The following is a 23,011-nucleotide window of genomic DNA, read 5'->3' as shown; positions in this document are numbered from 1 at the left end:
AAGATTGGCGCGACGCGCTTAATTTATCCGATAAGTGACTATAAAATATGTATGTTATTAATTAATTTTTTGAGAAAAAGAATAACAATGAAACGAACTCAGTATATTTTCAGAATCATGGTTTGTTTTTATTTGCTGCAACCGTTGCTGATTCATGCTGAAACATCGTATCCGGTGATAACTATTTTGAATGAAGGATACGTAATGCCAATAGAAGGTCGCAACTTCGTTCCTGGAGAACGTAACGATGGAGCTCGGTTAGTGGCGTCCACCGTAGCGATGATTCAAGCTGGTAGCATTACTATTATTGTTGATCCTGGAATGGTGTCTGAAGACGTAGATCTGGTAAAAAAGATTGAAAGTGTCGGAGTAGAAATAGAAAGTATTACGCATGTGTTTATAAGTCATCATCATCCAGATCATACTGTTAGGATTGGTATGTTTCCTAATGCAAGTGTAGTTGATTTCTGGGGAAGTTATAAAAATGATTTTTGGGAAGATCATGGCGATCGATATGAAATTGCTAAGAATGTGATGGTTATACGTACCCCTGGACATACTGATGAGGATGCCTCGTTAGTAGTTGTAGCTGAAAATGGAACTTATGTATTTACACATGTGTGGTGGAATGAAAAGATGGAACCAGTAATAGATCCACTTGCGGAAGATGCTGATAATTTAATTGAAAGCCGCAAAATGATTACAGAGATCGCTGACTTCATTATTCCTGGCCATGGGAAAATGTTCAAAAACCCACTAAAATGATTACAATGAATGAATGCTCTTTGGTCAGTAAGTGACATTATATATAGTAAATAATATTTAATCTTCAGTGATGAATAATTCAGAAAATATTAATAAATTAAAGAAAAGTAGAAGTGTCTGGTTGATAGTAGCTGTAGTGGCTGCACTAGGCGCGCTAATGAGATGGTTTGGAGTATATGGTGAAGGGCCAGGCACTATTAATTGGTTAACTGTTATCATGTTCATTATTGCAATTGTCATCGTTATCAACAGGCATATTAAACTTCGCATATTGATTCAATAATTAGCTAAGTGTTCATAAGATACTCTTTAAAAGAGATTGGCGGCGAATAACCTCTTTAAGCCGGTAAGTGATATAGAATTATTCGTCCAGTAGGTAATATTGAGGAGATTTCACAGTGACATCTAAATCGACAGCTTTGCTATTGGGTGGTTTTTTGCCTGCTTTAATTTATGGTGGTTCCGCTATATTTCAAAAAATTAGCACTAGTCTTGGAATCAGTCTTTCTGCTTATTTGGTTGCAACAGGAATCGGTGTCTCGATTGTTGGTGTCGGTTTTTACTTGTTTGACAATTCTTTCGCTTTCTCTATTAAATCTGGTATTTATGCATGTGCATTTGGCTTGACATGGGGGATTGCAACTGGACTTGTCGGATATACTTTAATCAATTTTGAAGTGCCAATTTCCCAGCTAGTACCACTGTACAATATGAATACTTTGGTCGCAGTCATTTTGGCTTTAATTATATTTAGTGAATGGAAAGATCTAGATACGATTAAATTACTATCAGGTTCAGCATTAATAGTTGCTGGAGCTATATTAGTAGCAAATTCTTAAGCTGTAAATGAGTGCTTATTTTTTTTGAAGGCATAGAAAATACTAAAATAAGATCAGAGTTATTATCAAGCGACACATTTTTTCAAGGCGAACATTTGTGTGATTACCTTTAAATAAATTATAAATTAAGAACTGAACTATGAATTTAAGTCCCACAAAACTTATGTTAGGAACATTTGCATTATCCGCAATATATTTATTGTATGGGCCAAAGAAAATCGATAATTATTATGCTTTCGTAACGATGATTGAGGCAGGCGTGTATTCAATAATTATTTTGATAGCATTTAATATAAAAAACATCAAATTATGGTTCTTATTCCCTGTGATTGCAGCATTGCTCAATTATGTATTTGTAATAGAGCTTTGGCCATATGTAGTTGTACTACCGGCACTATTGTCTGAAAATTTGAATTTATATAACTCTCTGTATCATACTGTCATAATATTTTCTTGGTATTCTTTATTGGGTGCTTTGTTTTATTGTTTTTTATTAGACATGTTGGTAGCTTCATCTCAACTAACAACACTCAGCTATATTTTTGTTGTAATTTTATGTTCATTGGCGGGTATTGCTTGGATATTAGAAGAATTTAATATTGATTGGTATTTAGCTGCGCATAAAGTAACGTGGTGGGTTATGTTTTCTATAGGATTATTGTTATCTGAAATGCTTAAAAGGAAAAATGCATAATCGAGAATTAACTTTATATGAGGCTAATGATCGCTTTTGCGCAGAGAGCAGTTATTCAAAAATTTACATTGGTTTCCTTATTGGATGCATTATTTAATATAGAAATATTTGCAGGCGAAAATGAATAATACGCCTTATCAATATATTAATAAGGCGTATTTAAAGTTGATGAATATTAATTCGTGATGCTTACGAACCGATGGCTGCTGCAACTTTCCCAGATATCATTCCAAGAACAGCTCCAACGATTAGTGAAACACCAATAACAATTAATGCATTGTCAAAGTCAATTGAAGTAAGCCAGCTCATTGACAGCGCATTTGGTGTTTGAAGTGCATAAGCAGCAACACTCGCATAACCTAAAACGCTAGCTGGAAGTGTAGAAAATATGCTGATTTGCGCAAGCATACACATGATAAACACAGTTAGGCCAATCACAATACCTGCCCATATTGGTAAAGTTAGAACGCCCGCTAATGGAATACCAAGGATTATTATTAATGCGATCCAGGCCAGTACCGCGCCTAATAAGCTACAAACGATGGTGTTTATTAATGCACTGCTATCACCACCAGTGGCGAAAAAGCAAGCCCATGTGATAAATACCGCCCATATTAGTACTATCCCTGATAATGGTCCCAAGCATAATGCTGCTGCGATACCACCTAAAACACCGATACTCACTGATAATGCTGTATGACTTGTCATTATTTACCCCTTATCACTATTGTGATTTTAATTATTATATTTTGTTATTTTTATATGAGCTCTATGTATATAAAGTTCAGATGACACCTTACATGTGCACTATAAAAGTGCAAGGAGTTAACACCAAAATATTAGTAAAATGATGTCGACTTTTAGTCTTTATGGTCTTTTAGGTTTCATTTAGAAACAGTGGGGCAGTAGATTATGAGCAGAACAATAGAGGATTGACTGCGACTTTAATAACTCATTTCAGAGTAAATTGTTTCTATTTGATATATTCTAATATTACATTTATTAAAAATAACATCTATTATTCTATAGAGCTTATTTTGAAGACTTTTTCTTAACTAATAAGTCTTCATCATGTTGCTTTGACATACCTTCACCAATTGCGTCAATGCTCTCTGCTAACATTTGCATGAATTTGAACATTGCAGATTGTTGGTAAGTATTATTTCTCTTGTTTACAGAATCCATTTTGCTCTCCTATCCATACTTTTATAATGTTTTGATTTAGAAAATTGGAATAATGAAATTACAACCTGAATATTGCTTGACTAAAAAGTTAGGTGAATTTCGATAGATTTTTTGTGGTTAACTCGCAAAAATGCATCAGTCTTTTAAATTTAGGCGTATATAGTCTGATGGCTATCACAAATTTAGAAAGAGTATATTATTAAATATTAATATTATTATCTGGATAATTAGAAGCTGATGACTGTTTTCGTATGTGTGCTATGGGTGGAAACGTAAATTTTACTATCATTTTGCATAGCCAAAAATTTGATATGCATAACAAGAGTAAGAATCAGACAGAATAAGCTATAAATATAATAATGTTAGAGTTTAATTTTTAAATCTGAATACTGTGTTTATGAGGTGACGTTCTTATTTGTTACTTGTGCTTTTGGCTACTAATTCTCTTTTATAATAAATGCTAACTTATGTTCATATATGACTGAGTTTATATTGTAGGTATTATTTATTTAAATGAGGGGGGAAGTATGGCTAAGTATCGAAATAATCTTCCGCAATTATCTGGTGATTTGTATCTGACAGATGGTGGAATAGAGACCACCATGATTTTTCATGAGAAGTTAGATTTACCAGAATTCGCTGCTTTTACTTTGTTAAATAATCCTAGAGGGATTGATGCATTAAATAGATATTTTCATGCACATTGTCAGATTGCTTCGACACATCAAGTAGGTTTTATTTTAGAGACTATCACATGGCGCGCGAGTCATGATTGGAGTATTAAGTTAGGCTATTCCAAGCAGGAGCTAGATAAGCTTCTTCATAAGGCAGTGGAATTTTTGCTTCCATTTAGAGATCTCTATGAGAATGATCACACAAAAATGGTGATTAGTGGATGCGTAGGCCCAAGAGGGGATGGTTATGTGCCTAGTGAAATAATGTCTGTTGATGAAGCGCAAGATTATCATGCAATGCAAATTAACACTTTAAGTAACACTGATGCAGACATGGTCACTGCATTAACCTTTAACTATGTGGAGGAAGCAATAGGAGTTGTGCGTGCTGCTAGAGCATGTGATATGCCTATTGTATTAGCATTTACCGTTGAAACAGATGGAAGGCTGCCTACTGGACAAACACTTAAAGATGCTATTGAGCAAGTTGAAAGCGAAAGCGATCAAGCGCCTGTTTACTATAAAATTAATTGTGCACATCCTACGCATTTTGAGGATGTTGTGTCTACTGGTGAGTCATGGCTTGAAAGAATACATAGTATTCGTGCAAATGCATCAAGTTGTAGTCATGCTGAGTTGGATGAGGCTGAAGAATTAGATGAAGGAGATCCATTAGAGCTTGCTCAACAGTATCTAGCATTAGTTGAAAAATTACCTAACTTGAATGTGCTTGGTGGATGCTGTGGCACTGATAGTAAACATATCGAAACAATATGTAGAGCATGTATAAATAGGTAATAGATTGCAATCGAAAAATAAAGATGCCAAAGCCTTTTATTCTATGATTAGAGATGAGAGTTTCAAGGAATGGTGAACTTTTACGGCGGTGTGAATCTAATGTAGGGATATATCTTTAAATTTACTCAAAGAGGCATAACTATGTTTAAGAAGTCTGAAATCAAGCCCATTGCAGCTGCAATTGGTACTGTCTTTGCTACTAGCACTATATTCATGGCGCCCGCAAGTGCAGATGAAAATCCATTTCAAATGACAGAGCTATCATCTGGATACATGGTTGCAGATGGCCACGAGGGAAAATGTGGTGAAGGTAAGTGCGGCGAAGGAAAGAAAATGTGTAAGAAGAAGATGAAAAAAATGGATACTGATGGAGATGGTTCAGTCAGTAAAGATGAATTTATGGCGCATGCTGAGAAAAAATTTTCTCGTAAAGATAAAAATGGCGACGGCATAATTAGCGCTGAAGAAATGAAACGAAAGAAAAAAAATAAAGAAGGTAAATGCGGTGAGGGTAAATGTGGTGAAGGAAAATGCGGAGAGAAAAAATCTGATAGTTAATTGTTAAACATAAAATGGATTATAAAGGTGGGCATATGCTCACCTTTATTATTTCAGCAGTCATAGCGTTAATGATTGTAGCTTTAGTTTTACACTCGCAAGTAATCCAACTAAAGAAAATATTGCTAAAAACATATAAAAGAATTGATGACCTTCAATTCCTGGATAAGTATCTACTAGCTTTCCTGCAGTATAAAGCACAAACACATCTGGTAAAAAACCAATGATTGAAATAAGCCCTACAGCAGATCCAGTGTGTGTGCGTGGCAATTGATAGTGCTCAAATATTGCAAAATATAATACACGTAAAGCAAATACAGCTATACAAGTAATAATAACATTGGCAAATAATATCCATGCAAAATGAAGTGTGGGTGTAGATAAGGAAAAATATAGATTGGCCAATAATAGCATGGCAAAACTTAGAATTAACATTTTGATGGGATGAGTGTGATCAGCAATGATCCCTGCCATAATTGCAGCAACTGGTCTGATCCATGCTGCAATCGTGACAAGTTTAGCCGCTTGCAGAGCATCATATTGATAAGCATCAACTGCGTATAATGACAAATTATCTAAGCCTTTATAACCCACATATGAGCAGAGTACGATGAGTGCTTGCAACCATACCGCAGGAATAAAAATAACTTTTTTGATATTTGAAAAAAAGTGTGCACCAATATTATTGGCAAAATTATTCGATAAAGGATTGGGATGGTTTTTTAAGCTAAACCACACAAGCACACCAGTGAAAAACGTTACCAATGTATAAGCATAAATAACGATGCTAAATGTGCTTTGTTTTTGAGCTAATGTAGCGGTTGTGTAACCTGTTGGGAAGGATATCTCAAACAATAAAACACCTAAAGATGCCAAGCTTACAGCCAGTAATCCTCGACCGCCTTCCAGCAATCCGAATGCCATACCTTGTTGTTGTAAACCTCCCCATTCTCTCGTTGCTCGAATGAGTGCACCCCAAAATAACATAATTGTGGTGACACCAAAAAAAGCAAATATGAACAATGACTCTATGTAGTTAGGAGAACTTGCCAGATATAAACCGCCTGCAGCTGTCATCCATAACGATATGGCTAAAAGTTTGTGAGTTGGAAAACGATCTGCAAGAAATCCTCCAGGAAAATAAGAGAGCATCGCAGCTATTCCATAAATGCCTTGGGCAGTACCTAATTGTGTGGCAGAAAGTTCAAACACTTCCAGCATTGTCGGGCGAAAAAAGCGAGCTAAATGAAAGGGCAATGCGAAGATAATTTCGCCAGCAATTATAAGGCTAGCGATTGCAATGAATTTATTCTTGGTCGAGGTGCTGTATGTTTTTATTGAGTTGGTCACGGTAAATTATAATCTAGGCAGGATTACAATTAAATGAAAAAGTTTTACTCATTATATGATTAGTTTCACTCAATTTGGTGCAAGTGCGAGAAAATATTAATATGGAATATGTATTATGAGAACTAGATTCATTAATGCATGATTATTTTGAGCTGTTAAGCACGAACTTAATTAAATGACAGTATTAGTATGAGTGCATGGCTTCTGAAACTACTGTTAATAATGTTAATCGATTTACCAGCACCTTTGTTCTTATTGGCATTGTGTTGTTAGGTCTGATCGGCATGATTAATTTGTTTAATGATTATGTCGGGAAAGGTCTCGGGTTTATAGTTACTTCTATTATATTACTTCGTTTGTTTGTCTGGATTGAAAAGTTAAAATCACAAACTGCACGCCATTAATTTCACACGTTCGTTTATTTTTTTGCCTCATTTGTATTGTTTCTGACTAAATGCTGGTAAATGTCTACATTTCAAATTTATTAACTTAAAATCAAGTCTGCGCAAAATATGTGTGCACGTTATTATTATGTAAGACTCAACGTGTACATAAATTTAATAGGAAAGGCTTGAATAAATGAAATCTCAATTTAGACAGCGAGTATTTATATTGTTTGTCACGCTTATCGCATTTGGTAGTCTGATTGGTATGTGGTTGTATATAACAATGTTTTACTGAAGGCTTAAGTTATTTGATAACCAACATAAATTACTTTTATAGGATAAATGAAAGACATGCAATGTATGTAAATATATTTATTATAATTTCCATTTATTAGTCAAGCCGTTAACAATTAGTATAATAAGTCGTGATAATAAAAATAAGGAGGAGTCATGACGCTTAATATAATAATAATACTTGCGTTATTAGCAACAATAAGCACGCTTGGTCTAGGCTTGCTATCTATGGCAATTGGAGGATCAACTGACAAAGAATTTGGTGAGCGCATTATGTGGTCGCGCATTATAATTCAGGGAGCAGCAGTTGTACTTATATTATTAGCATTATATTTAGCTAACACCTGATAGATAAGACTGATTAACAATTTTAGCTAACCTGTTAATCACCCTATTGATGATTATCATGCGGGTTAGTGTCGCCTGTTTCAAAATTTTTTGAAGTCCATAATCTACTGGAAATATCGAGTGATAATTGATGGATTTAGCCGGGTTAGTTAAATCATATACCGATTATATCGTGCTTTAATCAAGACAATTTCTTTGCATCATTAGATTTATTGATGCTCGATGTCAAAAATTTTCTTAAAATATAAAAATATTTTCTACTTTATCAATAAATTATTTACATTTATAAAATTAGTATAGTTTATTTGAAGATAATAAATACATCCTTGATAAGTGGATATTGAAAGCGTACATATTAGTGTGTCGATAATAATAATTCATAACTAGTCGGCATACATTTTCGAAAGCAACTGCCAGGAGGCTCGAAATGAAAACAATGTATTACCTCGCTCCAAATTTAGTTAGTGCTCATAAAATTTCTGATGACTTACATGAAGCAGGTGTTACTGATTGGTTTTTACATGTAATCAGTAATGATGAGGCGGGACTCAGTAAAGAGCATGTTCACTCAAGTAATTATCTAGAAACATTGGACCTGGTACGTGATGGTGCCATAGGCGCAATGATTGGTTTTTTTGTAGGGGTTATTGTTGCTGGAATCCTTATGTATATAAAGCCATTTGGTCCACAGATACCTGAAATCGTTTACTTATTCGTTATTATTGTACTAACACTATTTGGTTCATGGGAAGGTGGGCTAATGGGTATAGCAAGTAAAAATAAGAAACATGCAAAATTCGATGATGAATTAAAATCTGGGAAATACTTAATATTGATTTATGCTAAAAAACATCATGAAGAAACAATTCGAAACACTATGAATAGTAAACATCCTGAAGCTAATCTAGTGGCGATGGATTCTCATTTCCTTAATCCGTTTAGTTCTCTAGAACGAGTATAAAAAATATTAACTAGGCGCATAAGTGAATAAATTTTATCAAGGAGGCTTATAAGTAGATAAGTATTACAAACAAGGCTCATAAGCGTAATTACTTTGTGTTCTGATTAGATCAAGGTTTATGATATATGCGAGTAAAGTAAATTTTATAGGGAGATAGAATTAGCGGAAACTAAACTTAGGTGTTCAAAATTATAATAATAATTACTAAATATGTTATCGACAATAGCCAGAGGAGTAACAGGAAATACTGCGATCACTGTATTTCGCAAGCTGGTTGTCGATTATTATGAATTAACAAAGCCCCGTATTACGATCTTAGTACTAGTGACCACATTTGTCGGAATGTGGGTTGCTAGTAGTGGTTCAGTTGATATAACGCTAGTATTTTTTACATTGCTTGGCACTGGCATGGCGTCGGCTTCAAGTGCAACATTTAATAATTTTATAGATCGTCATATTGATGTACGTATGGTGCGTACACGCAATCGCGCACTACCAGCCGGGCGTTTATCAGCGCGTGCTGCTTTTATATTTGCTGCGATATTGGCAGTTGCGGCGTTCGCAGTTTTATCATCATTCACTAATTTGTTAACCGCATGGTTAGCGATATTTACAATTTTCTTTTATGTCGTTATCTATACAATGTGGCTTAAACGCTATTCTACGCTTTGTACAGAAGTGGGTGGTGTTGCTGGTGCGTTACCACCAATAATTGGATGGACTGCAGTCACAAATGAAATTACATGGCCAGCTGCTTTGCTGTTCTTGGTGATTTTTCTTTGGCAGCCTCCGCATTTTTGGGCGCTTGCTTTAGCGCGAGCTGATGAATATAAGAAAGCAAACATACCAATGCTGCCGGTTGTAAAAGGCGTTCGTCTTACCAAGTTTCGCATGTTGCTTTACACAATCTCTTTACTACCAACCACCATCTCAATGTATCTGTTCGGATTAAATGGAATTATATTCCTAGCCGTATCAACTGCACTTGGGATTGCGTATTTAGTGTTGACTATTAATTTCATGCGTAAGCCTGTCACTATTAAGAGTGCCCGTCGCTTATTTGGTTTCTCTATATTTTATTTGTTAGGAATATTCTCGTTGATATTTGTTGATTATCAGCTCAACAGATTGATTGTTTGATGATTAATAAAATGAAAAGGGTTCGTTTATTATGATTATGGCAATAGTATTGATCATATTGGTCGTTGGATCTGTGGTATTTCATTTAATGAGTCCATGGTACTTTACTGAGATCGCGTCTAATTGGGGCATGATTGATAACACGGTTACTATTACATTTTGGGTTTGCGGAATAGTTTTTGTTGCATTAAACCTATTCATGGCCTATGCCATTCTTAAATACCGTCACCGAGAAGGTCTTAAAGCTAAATACGATCCAGAAAATAAGAAGCTTGAATGGTGGTTGACTGTTGTCACTTCCATTGGCGTTATAGCGATGCTGGCGCCAGGGCTATTTGTTTGGGCACAGTTTGTTGATGTGCCAGATGATGCAGATATAGTAGAAGTTGTCGGTCAGCAATGGCAGTGGAGTTTTCGTTACCCAGGTGAAGATGGAATATTGGGTACTGTTGATGCACGTAATATTACTATTGATAATCCTTTTGGTATGAATCCTGATGACCCGCTTGGTCAAGACGATGTTTTAATTGATGCTAATGAATTTCGTTTACCATTAGATCGACCAGTAAAACTGGTTATTCGCTCTAAGGATGTTTTACATAATTTTACAGTCCCGCAATTCCGAGTGAAAATGGATTTGGTGCCTGGGATGGTGCCTTATTTGTGGCTAACACCAAATAGAGCTGGAACATTCGATATTTTATGCGAAGAGTTATGCGGTATTGGCCATCATGCTATGCGAGGAAAAGTAGTTGTTGAAGAAAAGCAAAACTTTGACGCATGGCTTGCTCAACAGCCTACGTATGCTGAATTAAATCTCAAGACTCAAACGGCAGACTTATCTGCAGGAAAAGCACTTTATCAAACATGTAGTGCATGTCATGGAGCGGATGGAGAAGGTATTCAAGCGCTGAACGCACCTAAGATCAGCGGGCAACAAGACTGGTATTTAAAACGGCAGCTCGATTACTTCAAATCAGGTATTCGAGGGTCAGCAGAAAATGATGTTTTCGGCAAGCAAATGGCGCCTATGGCTTCAATCTTAGCGACTGATAAAGCAATCGATGATGTAGTGGCTTATATAACTACGCTTCCTGATAATCCTGCTACACACACAGTGCAAGGTGATCTTGATAAAGGTGAAGATATATATTTAACCTGTGGAAAATGTCATGGCCTAGATGGAAAGGGTAATTGGGCATTACGTGCGCCGCGTGTATCTGGTATGAGCGATTGGTACATGGTGACACAATTAAAGAATTTCAAGCACGGTGCACGTGGTGCACATCCTGATGATTCTACTGGCTATCAAATGACATCTATGGTGCTTAGCTTAACAGATGAAAAAGTAGACGCAGTTGTCGCCTACATGAATACATTTTAAAAAAAACATATTTTATTGAAACTATTATATAGGTAATTTAGGAGAATCCGATGGCACATGCAGCAATTGCCGACAAGGGTCAAGAACTTTCGCATCCACATTCATGGATAACTAAATATGTTTGGAGCCAAGACCATAAGGTCATTGGTATTCAATATATTATTGTCGCAACATTAGTTGGGATTATTGCTCTATTTATGTCAGGCATGATGCGTCTGCAACTTGGTTTTCCTGGTGAGTTTACATTTTTAGAACCAAATGAGTATTACCAGTTTGTGACTATGCATGGAATGATTATGATCGTTTTCATGCTTACTGCATTTTTCCTGGGCGGGTTTGGTAACTTACTAATACCGTTAATGTGTGGCGCACGTGACATGGTGTTCCCATATATGAACATGTTGAGTTTCTGGGTCTATTTATTATCTGTATTGGTTTTAATTGCGGGATTTTTTGTGCCAGGTGGAACGACAGGAGCAGGGTGGACGCTTTATCCTCCTCAAGCAATCACCGGAGGCACGCCTGGTGGGGATTGGGGTATTTTGGTGATGTGCATATCGTTAGCATTGTTTGTTGTGGCATTTACCATGGGTGGATTGAATTACTTAACAACAACGTTACAGGCACGAACACGCGGATTGACATTAATGCGTTTGCCTTTAACTGTATGGGGAATAGTAATGGCAACAATTCTAGGGTTGCTTGCTTTTCCGGCGCTTTTTGTAAGCGTGATTATGATGTCTTTAGATAATATGTTAGGCACTAGCTTCTTCATGCCAGCAATTTCAGAAATGGGTGTTACTTCTGACCACACTGGTGGAAGTCCAATATTGTTTCAACATTTGTTTTGGTTTTTTGGCCATCCTGAAGTTTATATTGTTGCGTTGCCAATGTTTGGTATTGCATCAGATCTTATAAGCACACATGCACGTAAGAATATATTTGGTTATCGCATGATGGTATGGGCTATTGTTGCTATAGGTGGGTTAAGTTTTGTTGTTTGGGCTCACCATATGTACGTCAGTGGAATGAATCCATACTTTGGTTTCTTATTTGCCACAACCACATTAATTATTGCAGTGCCTACCGCGCTAAAAGTTTACAATTGGGTGCTGACCTTGTGGGAAGGAGATATTCATTTAACAGTTCCTATGCTTTTTGCTATTGGCTTTGTGTTTACATTTATTCATGGCGGAATTACAGGTTTATTTTTAGGTAATGTGGTTGTAGATGTGCCGTTATCAGATACCTATTTTGTTGTTGGTCATTTCCATATGGTTATGGGTGTCTCACCATTTCTAGTCGTGTTTGGCGGAATTTATCATTGGTATCCTAAGTTTACGGGGAGGATGTTAAACAATACATTAGGCAAAGCTCATTTCTGGATTACTTTCTTAGGGACTTATGCCATTTACTTGCCTATGCATTACATTGGAATACTTGGCGTACCACGTCGTTATTATGCTAATGGCGTTACTGATTTTATGCCTGATTCCGTTGCATCAATTAATGCAAGTATTACCGTTGCTGCACTAATAGTTGGTTCAGCACAATTAATATTTATTTACAACCTGATAGTTAGCTTAATGAAACCGAAAGATGCGCCCAGTAATCCCTGGAACGCGACATCATTGGAATGGCGAACACCAGAGACGCCACCACGACATGGTAATTGGTCGGATGAATTGCCAACAGTTTATCGTTGGGCTTACGCATATAGTGTTCCTGGCGCTGAAAAAGATTTTATACCTCAAGATGTTCCACCAAGTGCAGCTACGGGGAATAAATAAAAGTGACTATTACGTTAATCTTTCTTGCTCTTTTAATGGGAATTGTTGTTACTTGGTTGGTGAAACAGTCGATCAATAGCCAGCCATGGGCAGAAGTTGGAGTGATAGATAACGATAACCCTAATGGTCCTGTTTTTATAGGCTCAAAAAAAGTTTTTCTAGGCGGGCTGCTTGCTGTTCTAACTTCATTGTTCATGCTTTTTTTCAGCGCTTACCGTATTCGTATGGAGTATCCAGATTGGGTGCCGCTTGATGATCCTCAGATTCTTTGGGTTAACAGTGTTCTCCTGATTTTAGCGAGCATATTTTATCAACAAGCAAAAAATGCAGCGCAACGAAATAAAGAAGGTGGAATACGCGTAGGTTTAATATTAGCTGGTATGTTTACGTTTTGTTTTCTCTATGGTCAATTATGGGCATGGCAGCAAATCCATGACCAAGGTTTATTTATTTATTCTAACCCTGCAAATGCATTTTTTTATGTGCTAACTGGATTGCATGCATTACATATAATAGGTGGATTATGGGTATGGGCGCGATCTACCGCAAAAGTATGGCTAGGTGCGCAAGCTGATGATGTTAAATCATCAGTCGATCTTTGTACTTTGTACTGGCATTTTCTGTTAGTGCTTTGGTTAATTATGTTTTATTTACTACTGTCTACCTAGGGAGAAGCAATGGCCAATAGCAATGATGTAGAGTTGGATACACTTGTTACCGACTGGAGTAGCGATAAAGAGACGTTTAAAGTTCATTGGGGTAAGGCCATGATGTGGATCTTCCTCTTAAGTGATACGTTTATCTTTACCAGTTTTTTAACATCGTACATGAATGTACGCATGTCAACAGCAGAGCCATGGCCAAATTCAAGTGAAGTATTTGCCCTGACGTTGTTTGGACAACACATCCCTCTAATATTAATTGCCATCATGACATTTGTACTTATTACTAGTAGTGGCACCATGGCTTTGGCGGTTAATTATGGTTATCGAGGAGATCGTAAAAAAACAGCAATTTTATTACTCATCACTGCCTTTTTTGGTCTTATGTTTGTCGGCATGCAGGCATTTGAGTGGACAAAGTTAATCCAAGAAGGCGTTCGTCCTTGGGGAAATCCAATGGGCGCAGCACAATTTGGTTCATGCTTCTTCATGATCACAGGTTTTCATGGATTACATGTCTCGGGAGGTGTCATATACCTGCTCTATGTTGCAGTTGGTGTGATTAACGGACGTTATGAAAAGAAAGGATATGACATTGTCGAGATTTGTGGATTGTATTGGCACTTTGTTGATTTGGTGTGGGTATTTATTTTTGCATTCTTTTATCTTTGGTAAGGAGTCGTCATGAGTAGCACTGCAGAAGAACAACAACACCCATTAGGAATTTATTTAAAAATTTGGTTGCTGCTATTTGTACTCAGCGTATTTTCTTATTTAGTCGATTATTTTCAATTTCAAGGTTATTTACGCTGGTCACTAATACTGATATTTATGGCCTTAAAAGCTGGTTTTATTGTTGCCATTTTTATGCATATGGCATGGGAAAGACTTGCTTTAATCACTGCAATATTGATACCTCCTCTTTGTTTGTTGGTTTTGGTATTTTTGATGAGTGTAGAAGGAGATTACACATTCAAAGCGCGCGTTAATTATTTTGGCGCAGATCCAAATGCAGTACCATTGAGTCCCTCAGAAATCCATCACTAAATTCATACCTGTTTATGGTAGTGGTGTTTATGTATTGTGTATAAAGGTATTGCGCGGAATGTAATTCCTATATTCTTTTTGTTTTTTATTTCTCTTGATGATGTTTTCCCGCATGGGGGTGTGTTTCTTGAAGATGATCAGTGTGTCATTCAAATAGGTTTCTTTAAAGCACATTTTACAGTTTATCTGCCACAAATAAGCGCAAACAAAGAGTACTGTGAAGATCTCCCCAGCGCTGGTGAAACGCTATTTGTTTTAGATTATCTCCATAATAGCTTGAAGCAAATGCCAGTGGACTTTCGGATTATAAAAAATGTTACTGGTCTCGGACGTTCCACAAAGTGGGAAGATATTGTTAAGCTGAATAATCTGCATGAAGAGACAATATTTTATCAATCACATACATTTGCACAGAATGGTAGTTTTACAGTCGAACATCGATTCATCGATAATGGGCAATATATTGGAATTATTACAACTCAACAGCAAGGAAGCGAGAAAATATATCGTGCTGTGTTTCCATTTAAGGTGGGCGCAAGTAAAATTGGATATCTTCCGCTGTTTTTATTATTAATACTGTTAGTCGAGATCTATTACCTATACAGTAATGGAACTCTGCAACGTTGGTGTAATAGATTATCTAAAAGGTAGATGTTTTGAAATTACGGTGGCCACTTTTATTATCTGTAACAATCGCCATTGTCTGCTTGCCTTCTCATTGGTATCCAATGCCTGTACGTCTTCAAATTGCAAAAATTTTTGGTTCAAGTAATTTCCAGTCTTCCCCAGAATCAATGCCAATGACAATGCCAAGTGATATTGATGATGCTTGCTTAGAGGATGTTGCTGGCTGGCGTAAACAGCAAACAATAGAATCTGTGACTATAGAGAAATCATCCACTTGTATTGTAGATAATCCTTATGCAGTAGCAGCTTTTGTGCGTGGTACGAATAATGTGTCTGATCATGTGCTTCATCAAAGTGGATTGACGCCTGACTCTATTGAAAAACATACTGATATTGATGGTGACGGTGACCCAGATCTGATTCATATTCGGTTGGAAGTGGTTGAATTGAATGGCATGTCTCCACAATCTAAAGAGCCAGCAACACAATTTTCTATTGCGCCTGGAATAAAGCCCGGGTTTTGGGTATTTGCACCTAAACATTTTGGTATGGCGACTAAAAATTTTGAATCATCAGAATCGCGAGAACTTTTAAGAGCGCCATCTCCAACAATACGTGTTGAACAGGGAGATAAGGTCCAAATCACTCTAGAGAATAGCCATTACATGCCCCATACAATTCATTTTCATGGAGTTGACCATGCATTTGTAGATGATAATGGTGAAGGTAATGATGGAGTGCCAATTGCAAGTGAAATGCCTGTACTTCCAGGGAAAGCGCGCACATACGAAATGCAGCCTCGCAATAGCGGTACGAAATTCTATCACTGTCATGTGCAGCCGCATGTGCATGTCATGATGGGATTGCAGGGAATGTTTGTCATTGAAGAGAATAGACCCAATAACTGGGTGCAAACTTTAAATATTGGTGCTGGGCAGATTCGTTCTGCTTCTGTTGCCAGTAAAGAAAAGTATGATAGTGAATACGATCTACATTATATGGATATCGATGCTGATCTTAGTAGTCGTATTCAAAAGTTTAACGATGCACGTTTAATAACAAAGTCGATGCATCGTGAATATGATATTACTGATGCAACACAAGATTATTTCACTTTAAATGGCCGTTCATTTCCTTACACGTTTCAAGAATCTCTTGTAATTGTTAAGCCTGATCAGAAAATTAAACTACGTATTGCTAATGGTGGAAGAGAAAGCCTTGCTTTTCATACGCATGGACACAACGTTACTATTACCCATCATGATGGCAATCCTAGTCCTCCCGCTTCACAACTTAAACGAGATGTTGTCTTCATTGCTCCAGCGCAGAGAATAGATTTAGATCTAGATACTAAGAATGATGGTCTACACTCTTATGGTGAAGGTATATGGTTGTTCCACGATCACCAATATAAAAGTGTTACTACAGATGGAATAGGTCCGGGTGGGCATATAAGCGCGATTGTTTACGAAAAATATTTGCAGGATGACGGTTGGCCAAAGACATTGGGAGTGGGCTGGAATAAATATTTTACAGAAGCATATTATCGTAAAGAACAGCCAATATGGGAAAGTTATGCTCCAGGATTATTTTCGGATACAGGCACTGACAAGACACTATTAATTCGTTTGATTATTATTGCGATAGCGTTCAGCGTGATGTTGATCACTTTAATAGCAATCATTATTTCTCCAAAGCGCTGGTAACAATGTGCTCATCGCTTAAAAGTCGATTTCTAGCAATCAATATTTTTTCTTTTGCAATATTAATTAACTTTTCCGTTATAGCTCAGGAAGCAAAAGTTGATCACAGTCATCATCATCACAATATGTCTTTAGATGAGACGGGAATGGTAATGAATTCAAATAGCACTAAGTTGCCACGTGATTGTCAACAAGTATCCCAAGAATATGAATTTGAAGTTATTGCTGAAACTTCCTATGCCGTTGAGTTCCCTGGAAATATTTTTGGTTTGAGCCAGCATGAATATAAAGTCGAACCTTGTAGTCGTATTACAGTAACTTTTATCAACCAGGATGAGGTTAGACATCAATGGATGGTGCACGGATTGCCAAAATATCTTTACGATGCAGGCATGTTTCACTTGGAAGCAGCAGGAGGTCAGCAACAAACAGGAACATTCATTGTGCCTAGCGAAGATAAAACTTACTTGGTGCACTGTGACATTGCGCAGCACATGGAAAAGGGAATGAAAGCTCAGTTGGTAGTTGGCAAAGGCAATGGAGATTTATGGGGTGTGCCAAGTATCAGTAATAATTTCTATATGGATACTTATCTTCCTAGCTATAGCAAGTTGCTTGTCATTATCGCATTTATTATTGGTGTGGCAGTGACTACTTTTATAATTCTAAACAAACAGTAGAATTTTTGTATGTTATTCTAGAATTGTCTTGTTGGTCAGCCAGAGACGTGTTTTATTGAATTTTTTGCAGTTTATAGTCGTGTGAACATTCCATGCTCACACGACTAGACAAAAGCTTATGGTCGCTTTGGTGTTTTGTATTCTGCTTCTTTTTGAAACGGAGTCCAGGTAGTGTCATACCCAACGTAGCCCTTTTCATCTGCTTGTTTCTGAGATGTTTTCAGAAATTGCGACTCACCATCTGGGACATGGGGTCTAGTTTTTTTTGCGTCACTCATAAATCACCCTTCGATTTAAAAAATAGAGATTGTTCGAGCCGGCAAGTCTAACAAAAATGCACCAAGGGATGGCAATTTTCTCTTTATGCATAGCAAAATTCTATCTATAGCCAGCTATTATTAGAGCTGATCTAGCGTTATTGAGACTAATATATTGTTTAATTTTCGATCTATATTTGGTGCATTATCGAAAAATACCTTTCATTGGATACATTTAGATTAGTTGATTAATGGAATTCGTAGTTTACAGCCAATGGAGCCAACTGCCTGACAGCGCTAGTTTATTGTTTGCTGAGTGTGAGAAGGACTCACTATTTTTTTCCAGAATCTGGCTAGAGAACCTGACTGCTCATGCGTTGGCAGACCATCAGTCAATACGCCTTATTTGTGTGGTGGAGGGTGAAACTATTTTAGCTATTTTGCCAATGATAGAAAGTTCTCGAGATGGATTGAGGGCATTAAGCAATCACTTCACCACGCTATATTCTTTATTGATTTTCAATCATAGCCAACAAGATGCTGTTATGACTTGTATGGCGAAGGGGTTGTCTCGGATGAGTGTCTCAGCTATTCGACTCGAACCGATTGATGTTAGTGACAGCAATATGATTAAGTTAAGTCAATGTATGGAAGCATGTGGGTTTAAAAGTCATTATTACTTCCGCTTTTATAATTGGCGTCATCCAGTAAACGGCCAATCATTCAATGAATACATGGCTGAGCGACCTGCCAATATTCAAAATATGATTAAACGTAAACAGCGAAAACTGGAACGTGAGCAGGAATATGAAATTCGTTTATATCAAAATCTGCAAATTGATCGCGCGTTGGCTGATTATCAGGAGGTTTATCTCGCCAGTTGGAAAGCTAATGAATACTTTACGGATTTCACGCCAAGCTTAGTTCATAGATTATCTGAAATGGGCTGGTTACGATTAGCAATTCTATATATTGAAGAAAAACCTGTGGCAGCCCAGATATGGGTTGTGGTTCATGGTAAAGCGAATATTTACAGACTCGCCTATGATCAGCGTTGGAAAAATTATTCACCTGGATCAATATTAACTCAATACTTAATGCGTCATGTCATTGATACTGACAAAGTCGTAGAAATTGATTTTCTAACAGGGAATGAACGTTACAAGCAGGATTGGATGTCAGTGCAAAAAGAGCTTGCTGGGACACACTTTGTGAAAGAGCTCAGTGAAATAAATTGGTTTGGCCAAATTATTAAGTTATTTATGAGTAAGCGTTAGTGTTAAACGTTTGTTAATAAATGCTTTTGTGTCAAAAGCAGTGGCTCATAGATATATTTGTTAGAGACTTGCGCTTGGGAAATCAATATACCCTTCTTTCCCAGCAGGTGTGTACCACGTTGACATATCTGCCTCAGGGCTTAGAGGCAAGTTGTTTTTAAACTTTTCTACCAAATCAGGATTACTTATATAGGGTCTTCCAAATGCAATAAGATCTGCATCGTTATGTTGCAGGGCATTTTCTGCTAATTCTTGTGTATAGCCGGTATTACCCATGATAGGATTTTTGAATACATTTCGAAATTCAGATAGAGTCATGGGTTCACCTAACTCATGAAAACCAAATCCCAAACCATCCATTACATGCAAATAAGCTAATCCATATTTATCCAATTGACTGGCAACATAAGTAAATTGTTCGCGGTAATCCTTAGAACCCATATCATTAAATACACCATTTGGTGAGAGTCGAACTCCTACTTTACTTGCAGAACATACCGAAGTGACCTCTTTTACAACTTCATCAAGCATGCGATAACGTGCTTCAATACTGCCGCCGTACATATCCTCTCGATGATTAGTTTTTGATTGAAGAAATGTATCGAGTAAATAGCCATTTGCTGAATGAATCTCAATACCATCAAACTCTGCATCTTGTGCGCGCTTTGCAGCATTACGGTAATCAATTTTAGTTTGCTCAATCTCTTCTAGAGAGAGTGCTTTAGGTATTTCATGATCTTGTTTTCCAAGAGGTGTGTGAATATAGTCACCATTAATTTTAATTGCAGAAGGAGCCATTGCAGGCATGCCATTATGAAAACTGCTGTGAGAGGCGCGACCACAATGCCATAGTTGCAAGAAGATTTTTCCATCTTTTTGGTGAACTGAATTAACAATTTTTCGCCAACCTTCTACCATTTCATCGTTATAGATGCCTGGAGAATGTAACCACCCATTTGCTTGTTTTGAAATTGTTGTGGCTTCCGTGATAATTAAACCTGCTGATGCACGCTGTGTGTAATATTCCATCATCAATTCATTAGGAATGCGTTGTTCACCAGCACGTGCTCGAGTCATTGGAGCCATCACAATGCGATTTTTTAACCTAAGTCCACTAAGACTAAATTCTTCAAATAATTTCATATTAATTTCTCTGGCTTATTTTAGTATCTTTAAATAAATATTAATAAACTGATATTACAAACTTGTATATAATTTCGCGAATGTACTATACAAATAGGCTGATATTAATTAGAAAATTAATATATCAGCTGCCGGTTCAAAAACAGACGTACAAGGCTAATCCCCAAAGGGGTCGTCAGATAACATTAAGATAATATAGGGTGCATAAGTTAATACTGCGCCTTGGCTTATTTCAAGCTGATCAAAAATAGTAGCGACTTCAACTAGTTTAGAGTGATCTTCTGGTGTTTGCTGGAGTGACTCTAATGCTGAGATGAATGGTTGAATATCATTGTTATGAACATAAGTTTGTAGCATTTTGATTGAATGCTTAATGCTTTCAACATCGATTTTTTTTGTTTTGCTGATATCAGCAGGAGAGTGCTCACCAAATTCAGGCGGTTCCTCAAGAGAGCCAGTATTTTCTGTAGAAGGCTTTGCTACCACGCTGATTCCAGAAATAGAATTATATTCTTCTAGTGCTTTTTGTTTTAGCATGTTAACAAAGTTATTAAACTCAGTTACATTGGGTTTTGATAAGGCTAATGATAGTAATGGTTCGCCATTTACACGACTAACGAAATCAAGATGTGTTCGAGTGATTACCGGCTCTGGATTAAGTACTGCAAGTGTGACGCTAAGTGTTTCTTCTTTGTAACGGGATTTAATGCTGATATTTACTTGATCGTTAACTATCTCAAATTCATGAGTAGGTTTTAACAGATGTTTCTGAATAAGTTTAGTGCTCATATTATTTCACGGTATCTTGATTTGATATTCCGGCAAACGCATTAAACTCATTTTTTGCTTTTGTCTTTAAATCATCAACAAAGGCATTAAATTCTGGTGCATTTGGTTTATTCAGAAATAGCGATATTAGCGGCCTACACTTCACGCGACTATGAAATTCTAGTCGGGACTTGCTGATAATCGGTTCTGGGTCGATCATTGCTAGCTCAACTTCAAAATCTTTGTTTTCATCCAGCAGACTACTTACTTTAATTTTAATTAAATCATCGTGTAACTCGAACTCTCGTCTACCATACAAAATATGTTTTTGAATTAATTTATGAGTCATGATAACTAGCGCTGCTTGTTTAATGTTCCGTTTTGGACATGTCTATCATTTCAGAAACTTCGAGTGTCCCGTTAATTTCTCGGAACGGACATGACTTCGCGGCTTCAAGTGCTGCTTGCATGGATTCAAATCTGAGGATACTCATACCAGACATAAGTGTGGTTGTTCCTGGCTCGGTCTTTCCATCTGGGTGTACTGTATGGGTGTCTTTATATGGAATGGCCGGGCTGATGACAGCCTCGCCTAGCTCGGATAACCATCCCTGGTATTTTTCGAAGTGCTTTTTACCTTCTTCAGGGTTAGTAGGGTACTCTCCCCCCAAGTATATGAAAATGAATTGTGGCATGACGAATATCCTCTCATTATTAATAGCTAATAATACAACGTTCTTTATGCTGAAGTATTAGCTTATGCGTGTTTGATGTATTATTAGAGATAATGAATTCCATCTCTACGCTTATGTATATCCGGCTGACCTTCAGTCACGCCGCGTAACCTCGCTTCGACACGTATGGTATCCATTAGCGCTTGATCAACAATTTCCGGATACAGTTTATAAAAGCGCTCAACCTCAAGTGCATGGTGACGGGCATTGATTTCTAACTCGGTTCGCTGTTGTTGATTTAGCCCATGCAGCATTAGTAAGCGCGGTGACTGTCGTTGTAGATAGCGCTGACATAATTCTGCACTGATACTTTCTTCCCAGTCTTGCCTCAGCAGTAATGGTGGGAAAGAATCATCTTGTGTGGCTTGCCGGGTGAACCACTGTGCCTTTGCGTAAAAGCCTGCACGTTCTGCAACCAGGCGTTCTACTTGATAATTAATTGGCGCGTATTCATCAGATATTTCTTCTTCTGATCTATCTATTGGCATCACTGCCGCGGGTAACGCAGTCCATTCTGCGCGTTCTGGAAATGTTTTCTTTTGATCTTCTTCAGTACAGGAATAGATGAGTGCTAACGGTGATTGATCTTTGCCATCTAGTAACCAATATTCAAAAATATCTTTCGCTGGAAATGGCAATTGGGCATCAGCGAGGTAATGCAATAATTCCTTTATGCGTTCGTCTATATCTTCATTATTTTGGTCTTGTAATGAAGCTAATGTTTTCTGACGAATATCACTATCTTTAATCATTGCTACTCGGAAATAGCGTTTAACATCCTGCTTGTCGTCATTGGAATCTAATGAGTCATTTGTCGAATGAAGAAATTGAATTTCCCAGGTATCACTATCCAGAGTCAGTGCGCGCGCTCTGTCTGATTCTACGATTTGCATTTGCCCAGAATAAGGAGGCATTAAGCGTTGTGAGTATGCTTTAATCAAGGGAAT

Annotated in this window: 28 protein-coding genes; 19 read left to right on the top strand and 9 right to left on the bottom strand. The window is 37.2% G+C overall.

Translation table 11 applies throughout. From position 1 onward, the window contains the following. Positions 1 to 87 precede the first annotated feature (87 nt). From R8G33_07535 to R8G33_07520, 4 genes are all read left to right on the top strand, one after another. Complete coding sequence (locus tag R8G33_07535) at positions 88 to 765, top strand: MBL fold metallo-hydrolase (GenBank protein ID MDW3095506.1); 678 nt, start codon at positions 88 to 90, stop codon at positions 763 to 765. Positions 766 to 832: 67 nt separating this feature from the next. Continuing rightward, positions 833 to 1,048: a hypothetical protein gene (locus R8G33_07530; protein ID MDW3095505.1), complete on the top strand. Its 216-nt coding sequence runs from the start codon at positions 833 to 835 to the stop codon at positions 1,046 to 1,048. A gap of 115 nt (positions 1,049 to 1,163) precedes the next feature. Further along, positions 1,164 to 1,604 carry a hypothetical protein gene (locus R8G33_07525; GenBank protein MDW3095504.1) on the top strand — a complete coding sequence of 147 codons (441 nt, stop codon included), beginning with the start codon at positions 1,164 to 1,166 and terminating at the stop codon, positions 1,602 to 1,604. Positions 1,605 to 1,743: 139 nt separating this feature from the next. Continuing rightward, complete coding sequence (locus R8G33_07520; protein ID MDW3095503.1) at positions 1,744 to 2,298, top strand: hypothetical protein; 555 nt, start codon at positions 1,744 to 1,746, stop codon at positions 2,296 to 2,298. A gap of 189 nt (positions 2,299 to 2,487) precedes the next feature. On the opposite strand, the gene R8G33_07515 is transcribed toward R8G33_07520, so the two are convergent. Then, the gene (locus R8G33_07515) at positions 2,488 to 3,006 is read right to left on the bottom strand and encodes a DUF1097 domain-containing protein (protein ID MDW3095502.1); all 519 of its coding nucleotides are present in this window, start codon (positions 3,004 to 3,006) and stop codon (positions 2,488 to 2,490) included. A 324-nt stretch (positions 3,007 to 3,330) separates the two neighbouring features. Then, positions 3,331 to 3,483 carry a hypothetical protein gene (locus tag R8G33_07510; protein ID MDW3095501.1) on the bottom strand — a complete coding sequence of 51 codons (153 nt, stop codon included), beginning with the start codon at positions 3,481 to 3,483 and terminating at the stop codon, positions 3,331 to 3,333. Positions 3,484 to 4,010: 527 nt separating this feature from the next. Between R8G33_07510 and R8G33_07505 the strand changes: the two genes are divergently transcribed. Together R8G33_07505 and R8G33_07500 are read left to right on the top strand one after the other, a co-directional pair. Continuing rightward, positions 4,011 to 4,955 carry a homocysteine S-methyltransferase family protein gene (locus tag R8G33_07505; GenBank protein ID MDW3095500.1) on the top strand — a complete coding sequence of 315 codons (945 nt, stop codon included), beginning with the start codon at positions 4,011 to 4,013 and terminating at the stop codon, positions 4,953 to 4,955. A 141-nt stretch (positions 4,956 to 5,096) separates the two neighbouring features. Further along, the gene (locus tag R8G33_07500; GenBank protein MDW3095499.1) at positions 5,097 to 5,513 is read left to right on the top strand and encodes an EF-hand domain-containing protein; all 417 of its coding nucleotides are present in this window, start codon (positions 5,097 to 5,099) and stop codon (positions 5,511 to 5,513) included. A gap of 60 nt (positions 5,514 to 5,573) precedes the next feature. Here the strand turns inward: R8G33_07500 and R8G33_07495 are convergent, their stop codons facing one another. After that, positions 5,574 to 6,863 carry an MFS transporter gene (locus R8G33_07495; protein MDW3095498.1) on the bottom strand — a complete coding sequence of 430 codons (1,290 nt, stop codon included), beginning with the start codon at positions 6,861 to 6,863 and terminating at the stop codon, positions 5,574 to 5,576. A 197-nt stretch (positions 6,864 to 7,060) separates the two neighbouring features. Between R8G33_07495 and R8G33_07490 the strand changes: the two genes are divergently transcribed. The 12 genes from R8G33_07490 (at position 7,061) to R8G33_07435 (ending at position 17,885) form a co-directional block, all read left to right on the top strand. Further along, on the top strand, positions 7,061 to 7,267 hold the full coding sequence (locus R8G33_07490) for a hypothetical protein (protein MDW3095497.1): 207 nt from the start codon (positions 7,061 to 7,063) through the stop codon (positions 7,265 to 7,267). A gap of 432 nt (positions 7,268 to 7,699) precedes the next feature. Beyond that, positions 7,700 to 7,891: an HIG1 domain-containing protein gene (locus R8G33_07485; GenBank protein ID MDW3095496.1), complete on the top strand. Its 192-nt coding sequence runs from the start codon at positions 7,700 to 7,702 to the stop codon at positions 7,889 to 7,891. Between the two features lie 427 nt (positions 7,892 to 8,318). After that, on the top strand, positions 8,319 to 8,852 hold the full coding sequence (locus R8G33_07480; GenBank protein ID MDW3095495.1) for a hypothetical protein: 534 nt from the start codon (positions 8,319 to 8,321) through the stop codon (positions 8,850 to 8,852). 210 nt (positions 8,853 to 9,062) lie between these two features. Then, on the top strand, positions 9,063 to 9,992 hold the full coding sequence (gene cyoE, locus R8G33_07475; GenBank protein ID MDW3095494.1) for a heme o synthase: 930 nt from the start codon (positions 9,063 to 9,065) through the stop codon (positions 9,990 to 9,992). 37 nt (positions 9,993 to 10,029) lie between these two features. Further along, on the top strand, positions 10,030 to 11,376 hold the full coding sequence (gene coxB, locus R8G33_07470; protein ID MDW3095493.1) for a cytochrome c oxidase subunit II: 1,347 nt from the start codon (positions 10,030 to 10,032) through the stop codon (positions 11,374 to 11,376). 50 nt (positions 11,377 to 11,426) lie between these two features. After that, a complete protein-coding gene (locus R8G33_07465) occupies positions 11,427 to 13,166 on the top strand; it encodes a cbb3-type cytochrome c oxidase subunit I (protein ID MDW3095492.1) in 1,740 nt (579 codons plus the stop codon). A 2-nt stretch (positions 13,167 to 13,168) separates the two neighbouring features. Next, positions 13,169 to 13,834, top strand: coding sequence for a cytochrome c oxidase subunit 3 (locus R8G33_07460; protein ID MDW3095491.1), 666 nt, complete (start codon positions 13,169 to 13,171; stop codon positions 13,832 to 13,834). A 9-nt stretch (positions 13,835 to 13,843) separates the two neighbouring features. Continuing rightward, positions 13,844 to 14,503 (top strand): heme-copper oxidase subunit III family protein, encoded by a 660-nt coding sequence (locus R8G33_07455; protein ID MDW3095490.1) that lies wholly within the window; start codon positions 13,844 to 13,846, stop codon positions 14,501 to 14,503. Positions 14,504 to 14,512: 9 nt separating this feature from the next. After that, complete coding sequence (locus R8G33_07450; protein ID MDW3095489.1) at positions 14,513 to 14,875, top strand: cytochrome C oxidase subunit IV family protein; 363 nt, start codon at positions 14,513 to 14,515, stop codon at positions 14,873 to 14,875. Between the two features lie 36 nt (positions 14,876 to 14,911). Further along, entirely contained in the window at positions 14,912 to 15,526 is a 615-nt protein-coding gene (locus R8G33_07445; GenBank protein ID MDW3095488.1) for a hypothetical protein, read from the top strand. 5 nt (positions 15,527 to 15,531) lie between these two features. Continuing rightward, positions 15,532 to 17,208 carry a multicopper oxidase domain-containing protein gene (locus R8G33_07440; GenBank protein ID MDW3095487.1) on the top strand — a complete coding sequence of 559 codons (1,677 nt, stop codon included), beginning with the start codon at positions 15,532 to 15,534 and terminating at the stop codon, positions 17,206 to 17,208. 149 nt (positions 17,209 to 17,357) lie between these two features. Beyond that, on the top strand, positions 17,358 to 17,885 hold the full coding sequence (locus R8G33_07435; protein ID MDW3095486.1) for a multicopper oxidase domain-containing protein: 528 nt from the start codon (positions 17,358 to 17,360) through the stop codon (positions 17,883 to 17,885). Between the two features lie 116 nt (positions 17,886 to 18,001). Here R8G33_07435 and R8G33_07430 read toward each other — a convergent pair whose 3' ends face one another. Then, a complete protein-coding gene (locus R8G33_07430; protein MDW3095485.1) occupies positions 18,002 to 18,163 on the bottom strand; it encodes a hypothetical protein in 162 nt (53 codons plus the stop codon). Between the two features lie 230 nt (positions 18,164 to 18,393). Here R8G33_07430 and R8G33_07425 point away from each other — a divergent pair, with 230 nt between their 5' ends. Next, the gene (locus R8G33_07425; GenBank protein ID MDW3095484.1) at positions 18,394 to 19,419 is read left to right on the top strand and encodes a GNAT family N-acetyltransferase; all 1,026 of its coding nucleotides are present in this window, start codon (positions 18,394 to 18,396) and stop codon (positions 19,417 to 19,419) included. Between the two features lie 60 nt (positions 19,420 to 19,479). Here the strand turns inward: R8G33_07425 and R8G33_07420 are convergent, their stop codons facing one another. The 5 genes from R8G33_07420 to R8G33_07400 form a co-directional block, all read right to left on the bottom strand. Next, entirely contained in the window at positions 19,480 to 20,562 is a 1,083-nt protein-coding gene (locus tag R8G33_07420) for an alkene reductase (GenBank protein ID MDW3095483.1), read from the bottom strand. A gap of 156 nt (positions 20,563 to 20,718) precedes the next feature. Continuing rightward, on the bottom strand, positions 20,719 to 21,351 hold the full coding sequence (locus tag R8G33_07415) for a hypothetical protein (protein ID MDW3095482.1): 633 nt from the start codon (positions 21,349 to 21,351) through the stop codon (positions 20,719 to 20,721). A gap of 1 nt (position 21,352) precedes the next feature. Beyond that, positions 21,353 to 21,679, bottom strand: a complete 327-nt coding sequence (locus R8G33_07410; protein MDW3095481.1) for a hypothetical protein — start codon at positions 21,677 to 21,679, stop codon at positions 21,353 to 21,355. A 19-nt stretch (positions 21,680 to 21,698) separates the two neighbouring features. Beyond that, entirely contained in the window at positions 21,699 to 22,025 is a 327-nt protein-coding gene (locus R8G33_07405) for a hypothetical protein (protein ID MDW3095480.1), read from the bottom strand. A gap of 83 nt (positions 22,026 to 22,108) precedes the next feature. Continuing rightward, positions 22,109 to 22,957, bottom strand: a complete 849-nt coding sequence (locus R8G33_07400) for a hypothetical protein (GenBank protein MDW3095479.1) — start codon at positions 22,955 to 22,957, stop codon at positions 22,109 to 22,111. Between the last annotated feature and the right edge of the window lie 54 nt (positions 22,958 to 23,011).

The organism is Gammaproteobacteria bacterium (genome assembly GCA_033344735.1).
Taxonomy (GTDB): domain Bacteria; phylum Pseudomonadota; class Gammaproteobacteria; order UBA4575; family UBA4575; genus UBA1858.
The sequence above is the reverse complement of the archived record's forward strand: the minus strand, read 5'-3'. Positions and strand labels throughout refer to the sequence as shown.